Origin of the sequence: Devosia sp. (genome assembly GCF_028290645.1) — a bacterium.
Taxonomy (GTDB): domain Bacteria; phylum Pseudomonadota; class Alphaproteobacteria; order Rhizobiales; family Devosiaceae; genus Devosia_A.
Genome location: NZ_JAQGJL010000378.1, coordinates 1 through 10049 on the forward strand (window position 1 = coordinate 1; position 10049 = coordinate 10049).

Annotated in this window: 12 protein-coding genes; 10 read left to right on the plus strand and 2 right to left on the minus strand. The window is 65.9% G+C overall.

Annotated elements, in window-relative coordinates:
- Positions 1-31 precede the first annotated feature (31 nt).
- The 10 genes from JWQ89_RS20115 (at position 32) to JWQ89_RS20160 (ending at position 6975) form a co-directional block, all read left to right on the plus strand.
- Entirely contained in the window at positions 32-1153 is a 1122-nt protein-coding gene (locus JWQ89_RS20115) for an oxalate decarboxylase family bicupin (protein WP_299644048.1), read from the plus strand.
- 133 nt (positions 1154-1286) lie between these two features.
- Entirely contained in the window at positions 1287-1979 is a 693-nt protein-coding gene (locus JWQ89_RS20120; protein WP_299644029.1) for a YoaK family protein, read from the plus strand.
- 26 nt (positions 1980-2005) lie between these two features.
- Positions 2006-2248 carry a hypothetical protein gene (locus JWQ89_RS20125; RefSeq protein WP_299644031.1) on the plus strand — a complete coding sequence of 81 codons (243 nt, stop codon included), beginning with the start codon at positions 2006-2008 and terminating at the stop codon, positions 2246-2248.
- Positions 2245-2628, plus strand: coding sequence for a DUF202 domain-containing protein (locus JWQ89_RS20130; RefSeq protein WP_299644034.1), 384 nt, complete (start codon positions 2245-2247; stop codon positions 2626-2628). Before JWQ89_RS20125 ends, JWQ89_RS20130 begins: the two co-directional genes overlap by 4 nt.
- A 181-nt stretch (positions 2629-2809) precedes the next feature.
- On the plus strand, positions 2810-3256 hold the full coding sequence (locus tag JWQ89_RS20135; RefSeq protein WP_299644036.1) for a hypothetical protein: 447 nt from the start codon (positions 2810-2812) through the stop codon (positions 3254-3256).
- Position 3257: 1 nt separating this feature from the next.
- Positions 3258-4367: a sulfite oxidase gene (locus JWQ89_RS20140; RefSeq protein WP_299644037.1), complete on the plus strand. Its 1110-nt coding sequence runs from the start codon at positions 3258-3260 to the stop codon at positions 4365-4367.
- A gap of 161 nt (positions 4368-4528) precedes the next feature.
- Entirely contained in the window at positions 4529-4990 is a 462-nt protein-coding gene (locus tag JWQ89_RS20145) for a hypothetical protein (RefSeq protein WP_299644039.1), read from the plus strand.
- A gap of 39 nt (positions 4991-5029) precedes the next feature.
- Positions 5030-5914, plus strand: coding sequence for an NAD(P)-dependent oxidoreductase (locus tag JWQ89_RS20150; RefSeq protein ID WP_299644041.1), 885 nt, complete (start codon positions 5030-5032; stop codon positions 5912-5914).
- Positions 5915-6123: 209 nt separating this feature from the next.
- The gene (locus JWQ89_RS20155; RefSeq protein ID WP_299644042.1) at positions 6124-6450 is read left to right on the plus strand and encodes a hypothetical protein; all 327 of its coding nucleotides are present in this window, start codon (positions 6124-6126) and stop codon (positions 6448-6450) included.
- Between the two features lie 189 nt (positions 6451-6639).
- Positions 6640-6975: an SH3 domain-containing protein gene (locus JWQ89_RS20160; protein WP_299644044.1), complete on the plus strand. Its 336-nt coding sequence runs from the start codon at positions 6640-6642 to the stop codon at positions 6973-6975.
- Positions 6976-7031: 56 nt separating this feature from the next.
- Here JWQ89_RS20160 and JWQ89_RS20165 read toward each other — a convergent pair whose 3' ends face one another.
- Together JWQ89_RS20165 and JWQ89_RS20170 are read right to left on the minus strand one after the other, a co-directional pair.
- Positions 7032-8051, minus strand: a complete 1020-nt coding sequence (locus JWQ89_RS20165; protein ID WP_299644045.1) for an FAD:protein FMN transferase — start codon at positions 8049-8051, stop codon at positions 7032-7034.
- On the minus strand, positions 8035-10049 hold a 2015-nt coding region (locus tag JWQ89_RS20170), incomplete at its 5' end, for a PepSY domain-containing protein (protein ID WP_299644046.1). The genes JWQ89_RS20165 and JWQ89_RS20170, both read right to left, overlap by 17 nt.

The window sequence follows — 10049 nt, forward strand, 5'->3', positions numbered from 1 at the left end:
CACTGGGCGCACTAGCGGCAGGTCGGAGCCTATCCGGGGCGACCTTGGAGCGACCATTCTCGGGCCCCGCAATATTCCGGTGGAGCAGGAAAATCCGGACATGCTGGCCTCCCCCTCCACCGACGCCGGCACGCTTCCAAACCTCAAGTTCTCCTATGCCGCTGCGCGCAACCGCATCACCAGCGGGGGCTGGGCCCGCGAGATCACAGTGCGCGAGCTGCCGATCTCAACGACACTGGCCGGAGTCAACATGCGCCTCAAACCCGGTGGGATCCGGGAGCTGCATTGGCACAAGGAAGCCGAGTGGGCATACATGATCGCCGGGCGCGCCCGCATTACCGTGGTCGACACCGAAGGCCGCAACTTCATCGAGGACGTGGGCGTCGGCGATCTGTGGAACTTCCCAGCCGGGATTCCGCACTCGATCCAGGGCCTCGAGGAAGGCTGCGAGTTCCTGCTGGTTTTCGATGACGGCGATTTCTCGGAAAACCAGACCTTCCTCGTCAGCGACTGGTTCGCACACACGCCGAGCGACGTGCTGGCCAAGAACTTTGGCGTCTCCCAGTCCGCCCTTGCCAATCTTCCCAAGGACCCCGAGCGGTCGCGCTGGATCTTTGCCGGCGACGTGCCCGGTCCACTGGACGCGGACCAGATCAAGACGCCGCAGGGCAAGACGCCCATGTCCTACAGCTATAAGTTGCTGGACCAGCAGCCCATCAAGGTAGCGGGCGGTCAGGTCCGCATCGTCGACTCGTCGAATTTTCCGGCTGCGAGCACCATTGCCGCCGCCCTGGTCGAGATCGAGCCGGGCGGCATGCGCGAGTTGCACTGGCACCCGAACACCGACGAGTGGCAGTACTATCTGGGCGGCAGCGGGCGCATGACGGTGTTCGCCTCGTCGGGCAAGGCCCGGACCTTCGACTACCAGGCCGGCGACGTGGGCTACGTTCCGTTCGCCATGGGTCACTACATCCAGAACACTGGCGATGAGCCGCTGCGCTTCCTCGAGATGTTCCGCAGCCCCTACTATGCCGACATCTCGGCGAGCCAGTGGCTGGGCGTGCTCCCGCCGGAGCTGGTGAAGGCCCACCTCAACATCGACGACAAGACGGCAGCCGCATTTCCCAAGTCGAAGCCCGTCATCATCCAGTAGCAACAGGGCCCGCGGGAGCGGGCCCCACCCCATCGACGCACCACGGCCGCCCGCCTGGACAGAGGACACGAGAGCACCGGCCACCATCACATCCGAGGTCATAATGGCATCTCCTCAAGTCGACAAAATCAGAGTGGAATTCGGGCTCCGCGACTGGCTTCTCATCGCGTTGACGTTCGCAGCGGGAACGATCGACGCCATCAGTTATTTCGGCCTGGGCAGGGTGTTCTCGGCGTTCCAGACCGGCAACATCGTGTATCTAGGGTTCGGGCTCGCGAACGCTGGCGGGCCGCCGATCCTGCCCATCGTCTGCTCGGTCGCCTTCTTTGCGGTGGGCGCCTTCCTCGGCACCCGGGCCACCATGGAGAAGGCTCCGAACAGCGTCGTGTGGCCGGGGCGGGTCTCGGCAACGCTGGGCGTCGTTGTCGTCATCGAGGCTATCGTCCTTGCCGTCTGGATGACCTACGCGGGACATCCAACCCCCGCCATGGCCAATGTTCTCATTGCGCTGCTCTCCCTCGCCATGGGGATGCAGACCGCGGCCGTCCGGGCGCTCGGAGTGCAGGGCGTGTTCACCACAGCCGCGACTTTCACCCTGGTCGCCTTTGCAGGCGATTTCGCGGGCTCCAGGCCGAAGGAAGAGCAACCGCGGCTGTTCGGTGTGCTTGTCGGGCTTATCGCCGGGGCCTTTGCCGGCGGCCTGCTGTTCGTGCACGCGCTCGCCTATGCCCCGGTGCTGCCGCTGGTGGTCACCGTCGTCGTGACGCTGGCGGGCATGGCATTGTTGCGCGAACAGAAGCGGGACGGGACGCTGGCCGCGCATTGAGTGCGCCGACGCAGCGGAGAAGCGCCATGAAGGTACATGCCATCCGGACCGGCTCGGTTCGCATCAAGACCGCGCAGGTCGAGGGGCGCGGGTCCGGACTGCTGCGCCTGGCCGGGATTTTCGCGGATCCGTACTGGTCCGGTTGGCGGCCCACCTTCGCCTGGGCGTACGAGGACGGCGTCATTGTCGTCGACACCGGCCAGGGAGCCCATCTGCTCAGCGAGGCCCGGCACTCACTCCATCCCAATCTCGCGAGCGCCGAGTCATGATCAACAACTACGTAAGTCACGCCGCCAACGAGCGCACATACCTTGCCTGGCTCCGCACCGGCCTGGCGACTGTCGCTTTCGGTTTCGTCGTGCAGAAAGCGACCATGATCGTGCCGGCGGGGAGCATCCCGGCCACGGGGTGGCCTGTATTTGACCGCGCCTTCGCAGCAACCCTGTCGGTGGTCGGCCTCTATGACGGCATCGCGGTGATCGCAGTCGGAATCGTGATCCTGCTGCTGGGCGGCATCCGCTTCATCAAGACGGCGCGCGACATCGACAACCCCGAACCACGAAAAGCGGGCATGCGGGTCGAACTACTGCTCTCCGGCGCGTTGGCCGTTGTGGCGGCCATGCTCTGCGCCTACGTGGCGCTAGCCTAGCGCCGCCCCCGGCCCTCTCCCCGGGGAGAAAAAGACGGCGCAGCCGAGTCGCTGATTGCTGGGGGTCGTCAGGCGGGTGTAGGGTGTTTGGGCAAGGCGAAACCAGTCGCCGCAAGGCTGATAAAGCCCGCCGGCGCACCGGTTCCTACACTGCCCCTCACCCAATAGAAACGAGGGCGACATGCGCCATGTGCAGGTGGTCGGAAGCGTCAGTCCGGCAACGTTGGAAATCAGGATGGGCAGGCTGGCATCGATCAGGCCCTCCTCTCGCACGGACGGCGACGCCCACCCCGATCCTTTCGATCTCATCCTTGCCGGCCTCGGCGGCTCCACCGCCAACTGCGTGATCGCGCATGCGGTCAGCAACGGCTGGGACCTCGACGCCGTCTATGTCGAGCTTGCCCTCCACGGCGAGGTGCCCTGGCAGGCGATCGGGCGCCGCATCTGGGTGGATGGCAATCTCGACGAGCAGCAACTGGCGGCGCTTCTCCTCATAGCGGAGCAAAGTCCAGTCACCGGCACCATGAATTCCGTCGTGCATGTGCAAAGCCGGATCGACCGATTGCCGGACCAGGACGGCATCGCAAGCTTTTTCCCTCAACTCGCTGGCAATGGTGAAAGGACATGACATGGCCAACCCCCGGACAGTAGGTGGAGCGACGCAGGATTCGCGCGTCGGATACGTCATCCGGCAGATGGAGCCACCCAACCTGGAGACCCCCCTGGACCTTGTGGATTCCTTCATCACTCCGTCGGACCTGTTCTATGTGCGCAGCCACCTCCCCGTGCCGGTCATCGAGCGCGAGGCCTACCGGCTGACGATCGACGGCGCGGTCGATTCACCGCTGTCCCTAAGCTATGACGACCTCGTCCGCATGGGCAGCGAGACCCGCGTGGCGACGCTCGAATGTGCCGGCAACGGCCGGGTGTTCCTTATTCCTCCGGCGCCGGGGGCGCAGTGGGAACTCGGCGCAGTCGGCAACGCCAACTGGACCGGCGTGCCGCTCAGCACCCTGCTGGAACGCGCCGGGCTTGCCAGCGATGCGGTCGAGATCGTGTTCGAAGGCGCCGACCGCGGCAAGCCGAAGGAAGAGCCGGTGCCGCCGGGCGAGATCTCCTACGCCCGCGGCATTCCCCGGGCCAAGGCGCTGCAGCCCGATGTGCTGATCGCCTACCAGATGAATGGCGAGGACCTGCCGCGCGACCACGGATTTCCGGTGCGGGCGATCGTGCCGGGCCACTTCGGCATGGCGTCGGTCAAGTGGCTGACCCGCATCCACGCCGTGCGCCAGCCGTTCCTGGGCTATTGGCAAACCATCGACTACGGATACTGGTACGACACGGACGGGATGGCTGCCCGGGGTTCGCTCGGCGAGATGCTGGTGAAGTCGGAAATCCTCAGGCCCCGGGTGCACGAGAAGGTGCCGCCGAACCAGGTCTATCCCATCTTCGGCTACGCCTGGGCCGGTGAATCGGACGTGGTATCGGTCGAAGTGAGCACCGACGGCGGCCAGACATGGGCCGTGGCCACCTTCATCGACGAGATCAAGCGGCACGCGTGGCGGCGCTGGCGGTTCGACTGGCATACCCCGCAAAACCCCGGCGAGCATGTCCTGCTGTCGCGGGCCAGCGATTCAAGCAGCAACGTCCAGCCCGACAAGCACGATCCGCATTTCGGCAGCTACGTGATCAACTATCCCCTGCCGATCCTGGTGTTCGTCGAGCAGGCCGGCGGATGAGTCTGCACAACTGCTAGCCCGCAAGGCGGGGCCAGTCGCGGCAATCGCGGCAAAGCCCCGCCACGGCCCGCCGGGTACGATCATCGCAACTACACCCCCAACAGCGGTGCGCGATGACCGTGGAAAATCCAGCGCTGAATGAGGCGCGTCAAAAGACGTTCGTGCTGCAGAGAATCCAGCCGGCCCTTCTCGGGCTGATGGATGGCTCCGTGTCGACACTGGCGCCGATCTTCGCCGCGGCCGGCCTTACCGGCCGACCGCTGAGCGCGTTCTTCGTGGGGTTGGCGGCGTCGCTCGGCGCGGCCATCAGCATGGGGTTGTCCGAAGCGCTGTCCGACGACGGGAGCGTCACCGGACGCGGCGGTCCGTTGCGGCGGGGTGCGATCACCGGCGTTGCCACCGGCATCGGCGGCATGCTCCACACCCTGCCGTTCCTCATCCCCAGTCTCTCGATCGCCCTCGACGTGGCCTATGTCGTGGTCTTTTTGGAGCTCATCACCATCGCGTTCATCCGCTACCGCTTCATGGGCGGCAAGCTCGCCAGCACCATCGTCCAGGTCGTCATCGGCGGCGGCATCGTGTTCGGCATCGGCGTCTGGCTCGGCCAGGTCGGTGCAGGTTGAAATCCCGGACAACAACTCCAGAGAAATGAGGTAGTCGAAATGAAAGTCGGATTCATCGGTCTTGGGCACATGGGCGCCGCCATGGCCTCGAACCTGATCAAAGGCGGAAACCAGCTGACGGTCTACAACCGCACCCCCGCCAAGGCCGATGCGCTGGTAGCGCTGGGAGCGAAGGCCGCCGCGAGCCTGGCCGATGCCTGCCAGGGCGATGCGGTGATGACCATGCTGGCCAACGACGCTGCCGTCGAGAACGTGGTGTTCGGCGAGGGCGGCATCATCGACAGCCTGCCGCGCGGCGCGATCCACATCTCCTCGAGCACCATCAGCGTCGCCCTGGCGGAGAGGCTCACTGCGGCCCACAAGGCAGCGGGACAGCGCTTCGTAGTGGCAACGGTGTTCGGCCGGCCCGACGCGGCCGCCGCCAAGCAGCTCGTCGTCGTCGCCGCGGGCGAACCGGAAGCGATCAAGACCGTGACCCCACTGCTCGATGCGATCGGCAGGACCACCTATGTCGCGTCCGAGACGCCCAGCATCGCCAACCTGATCAAGCTCAGCGGCAACTTCCTGTTCGTCTCGATCATGGAATCGCTTGGCGAGGCTATTGCCCTCATCGGAAAGGCCGGCATCGACCGGAAGGAGTATCTCGACTTCCTGACCTCGGCGCTGTTCGACGTCCCCTCATACAAGCTCTATGGCGGACTGATCGTCGCTGGGAAGTTCGAGCCGGCCCTGTTCGCGGCGCCGCTTGGCTACAAGGATATCCGGCTTGCGCTTGCCGCCGCCGACGACCTGCGCGTGCCGATGCCGCTCGCCAGCCTGCTGCGTGACCGGTTCCTGACGCTCCTGGCCCATGGCGGCGAAACCCTCGACTGGTCGGCCGTCGGCGGACTTGCGTCCAAGGACGCCAACGAACTGGCTGCCTGAGGGTCCACCCTGATCAGGCGACCGGCGCAAGCTTTCTGCAAGGCTGCCCCGGTCGCCTCATGGCTTCGCGGCCCAACCAAGATATGAAATTGCCAGACAGGGATTTGGCTTGTTGCTACGCGGGTACAATGGATCGGACATCGGCGAAGGCCGATATTCATCCTGTCGGCGGAAACATTCGGCTTCGCCGCAAGTATAGGACAAGTATCATGAAGTTCACCGTTTCCCCTGCCCGCATTGCAGCCGCTGCCACCGCAGCATTTGTCATGTTCTCGCCGCTGGCTGCCCTTGCCGCTGGTCCGACCGTCAACGGCGGCGTACCGATTCAGCCGGCGCCGGGCACTACGCCGGCCGGCCTGCCTTCCTCCGGTGCTCCCGACGGGATTCGGCAGTGCGCCAGCGATCAGGTCTGGTGTCTCGTCGGCGATGCCCAGACGCCGCTCGGCTGGGTGCAGGGCGCCTACGCCCCTTCGCCTTCGACCGTGCCCACCCCGGCTCCGAATACTGCCCGGGGCGCCTACAACCCGTGGCTCTGAACCGGCAACCATTTGAGGCCGCCTGCGTCGGATGGCGTGCGGTGTCACTCACGCGAAACCAAAGTATGAAATGGCCAGACGGGGATATAGCCGAACCGCTACCCCTGTAGAATGGGATTGAAAGCCGGCGATAGTACGATATCCGCCTTGTCGACGATGGTTGTCGCCAGCAACAAGTAGGAGAATATCATGAAGCTTAATCGTCTTTTGGCGATCTCACCGATCGCAGTCGCGGCAATTATTACTTTCGCGCCGGCGGCAGCGCTTGCCCAGGAAGTAGTCGCCAATAGCGGCGTTCCGCTTCACAGCGGGCCCGGCTACGGCTACTCCGTGGCGGGGGAACTGTCCCCCGGCTCCGCCTACACCGTCGAGCAGTGCACGACCGACCAGATCTGGTGTCTTGTCGGCAATGGACGGACCAGCGGCTGGGTGGAGGGTACCCATCTCAACGGGTCAGCGGCCAAGCTCTCGGTGACCATGTATGATGGAAGGGACCTCCTCAACAGTTCGGTCGGCGGCTACTGACTCGACACGGAGCGCTCCGCCCCGGTCGACGATCCGGGGCGGGTGCGTGTCCAGGCCTATTCGAACCCGCCGACGGCGAGTTCCTTCCAGGTGCCCGCCTCGCGAAACATCAGCAGCGCGCGGATGCCGAGACGGTTGGCGAGCTCCATTGCAGCCTCCAGCCCCAGGACTATGAGCGCCGTCGCCCAGGCGTCGGCCACCATGCAGGTGCTGGCCGCCACGGTTACCGAGGCCAGCGTGTTGACCACCGGCCGGCCGGTCCGCGGGTCCATGGTGTGGGAGATCGTTGCACCCTCGTGTTCGGCGAAATGCCGGTAGTCGCCCGAAGTCGCGAGCGCGATGTCGCTTACCTCCTGCACCCGCGCCGCGTCCCGCACTTCGCGAACCGGCTGTTCGACGGCGACCATCCACGGCGCGCCTCCGGGCTTGAGGCCGCTGGCGCGCACCTCGCCATCGATCGAGACGAGATATCTGGTGATGCCAAACCGCTCGAGACATTCGGCCAGCTGGTCGACGCCGAAGCCCTTGGCGATGCCCGAGAGGTCGAAGGCCACCGGGCCGCGCTTCACGATCCTCGACCGGTTGGTGTCGACTTCGATCAGGTCGGCGGTGGGCCGCCGGGGACTTGAGGCTAGTTGAGCGATGGATGGGGCGTCGGGCTGCCGACGGCGCGGCCCGAAACCCCAGGCATCGACAAGCTCCCCTACCCCGATCTCGAAGGCGCCGCCCGATGCCCGGGCGATCTCCAGCCCGGCGGACACCACGGTGAGCAGTTCGCCGGGGACATCTACCCATTCGCCGAGCGGCGCCTGGTTGAGGCGCGAGAGATCCGAGTCTTCCTTCCAGGTCGACATCTGGTTGTCGACCCGGTCGACGGCAGCCTGCAATTCGCCGCGCAAGGTGTCGAGCCCGGGTTCGACCGCGGTGTAGAACACCGCCGAGAACCGCGTGCCCATGGTTGGACCAGCGAGCGTGTAGCGCCGCAGCGGCCACGCCGGCACGGCCGCTGGAGCAAACTGCAGCTGCGGCACGACCCGTTCCGGCGGCAAGAACTGCAAATCAGTAGACGTCTTCAAGATAGCGCCCCTTGGCCTTCAGTTGGTCGATGCTGTCGCCCAGCGGCGATATGATCTGCCCGATGGCTTCGGCAACGCCGGTGGCCATTTCCTGGCTGCCGCAGATCAGGAACTGGGCGCCTGCCGCGCAGAGCATCTGGATCGTCGCGGGGTCCTGCCACAGCCGGTCCTGCACGTATTGGCGCTCGGCGGCCCGCGAAAACGCGGTGACGTGGCTGGTGAGGCGGTGGTCCTCGACGCAGCTGGCGAGGATGTCCTCGTAGAGGAAATCCGCCTCCGGGTTGCGGCCGCCCCAATAGAGGTGCATCGGCCGCCGCCGCTTGTTGTTCCAGATGAAGCCCATGAACGGCGCGATCCCGGTGCCGTTGCCGATCATCACCACCGGGCGCCGGCCGGCAGCGGGCCGGAAGTCCGGGTTGCTGCGGATGAAGGCGTCGACCCCGTCCCCGGCCTCGAGGCCGAACAGGAATTCCGAGCAGAGGCCACCCTGCTGCTTGCGGACGCAGATTTCGATGAAGCCGTCGCCGGAGCCTGAGGCGAGCGAGTAGTAGCGCGGGATCGTACTGCCCGGCGGAACGATGCCGACAAGGTCGCCCGGCTCGAACTTCGGCAGCTCCCGCCTCGCCCAACCAAAAAGGCCGGACGGCGACCTCCCTTCGGGAGCCGCAAAGCGCAGGACCGAGGTGGGCGCCTGGATTTCGGTGCCGTAGTCGACCCGACCCACCAGCTCCAGCGGCATAGTCCGCGGCTGCACCGGGACATGGTTCAGATCGAGCGGCGCACCGATGTTCTGTCCGGTGCTCAGGCCCCACTGGGCGAACGACTGCGAGGACTGCCGGTCGATGCTGGCCAGCGGCTGGAACGGATGCCAGCCCAGTTCGGCCAGTTCATCGTCGACGTCCTCGGCGAAGGCCGAGAAATGCTGGAAGCTGTGATCGCCGAAGCCGAGCACCGCATAGTCATATGCCGGCGGCTCCTGCCACTTCCTCACCCTGGCGAGAAAGCGGTTGGCGCTCGCCGGCGCGGTGCCGTTGCCATAGGTCGAGGTGAGGATGAACATCCGTAAGGCGTGGGCGTAGTTCCTGCCTACGCTGTTCATCGCGTTGGTATGGACCTTGGCGCCCGCGGCGTTCAGCTGCTGGTGGAGTTCGGCGGCGAAACCCCAGGTGGCGTTGCTCTCGCTGCCGACGAGGATGATGGTGTCGGCGCGATGTGGCGCCACATTGCCGGCGATGCGCGGCCGCCCGCGTGAGCGGTTCCACCAGACCAGCGCCCCGCTCACCGCCATCACCGGCACCCCCAGGGCAGCGAGCCCCAGCAGCAGCCCGAGCCACCAGAGACCCTGACCGGTATGGAGCGTGTAGAACGCCTCGTAGATGGTCTGGCCGAGGCTGTTGGGAGTGAATGACAGCATCTCGCCCGTCGACTGATCGACGAAGCCCTGCCCGGCCGCGGTGGTGACGGTGAACACATCCTCCTGGTCGGAGGGGGAGGGAAACACCAGTTCGCGAAGGTCGGCGAGCGGCACGGATTTCAGCGCGGCGAGCTCGGAGATTGCGGCGGGCGCCGCGCCGCTGCCCAATGGCGGGAACGCGCCGAGGCCGTCCGACCCGTCGGAGATGAAGCCGAAGCTCACCAGCGACATGTAAATCCCGGTCAGCGCCGAGAGCAGCAGGCCGAGGACCGCGAGCCGCCCGATATCGACGTGCAGCCGCTGTCGCAAGGTGCCCCGCGCCACCGCCAGCAGTTTCGACCAGCCGCCCAGCCGCGACACCAGCATCAGGATGCCGGAGAGCGCGAGGACCGCCATCGCCAGAGCGCAGCACCCCGCGACCGCCTGCCCTGCCGGGCCGAGGAACAGCGAACGATGGAGCTCGGTGAAAAAGCTGAAGAAGGCCGAGGGCTCATAGGCCCCGAGGCTCGCGCCGGTGGCCGGGTTGACGAGATCGGCCGAGGCGGCGCCGTTGGCGTGGCTGTAGACGATGGTCGAACCGGATG

Coding starts and splice junctions, on each gene's coding strand:
- JWQ89_RS20155 (WP_299644042.1), top strand. CDS start 6,124: ATGAAGTTCACCGTTTCCCCTGCCCGCATTGCAGCCGCTGCCACCGCA.
- JWQ89_RS20130 (WP_299644034.1), top strand. CDS start 2,245: ATGATCAACAACTACGTAAGTCACGCCGCCAACGAGCGCACATACCTT.
- JWQ89_RS20160 (WP_299644044.1), top strand. CDS start 6,640: ATGAAGCTTAATCGTCTTTTGGCGATCTCACCGATCGCAGTCGCGGCA.
- JWQ89_RS20135 (WP_299644036.1), top strand. CDS start 2,810: ATGCGCCATGTGCAGGTGGTCGGAAGCGTCAGTCCGGCAACGTTGGAA.
- JWQ89_RS20150 (WP_299644041.1), top strand. CDS start 5,030: ATGAAAGTCGGATTCATCGGTCTTGGGCACATGGGCGCCGCCATGGCC.
- JWQ89_RS20125 (WP_299644031.1), top strand. CDS start 2,006: ATGAAGGTACATGCCATCCGGACCGGCTCGGTTCGCATCAAGACCGCG.
- JWQ89_RS20140 (WP_299644037.1), top strand. CDS start 3,258: ATGGCCAACCCCCGGACAGTAGGTGGAGCGACGCAGGATTCGCGCGTC.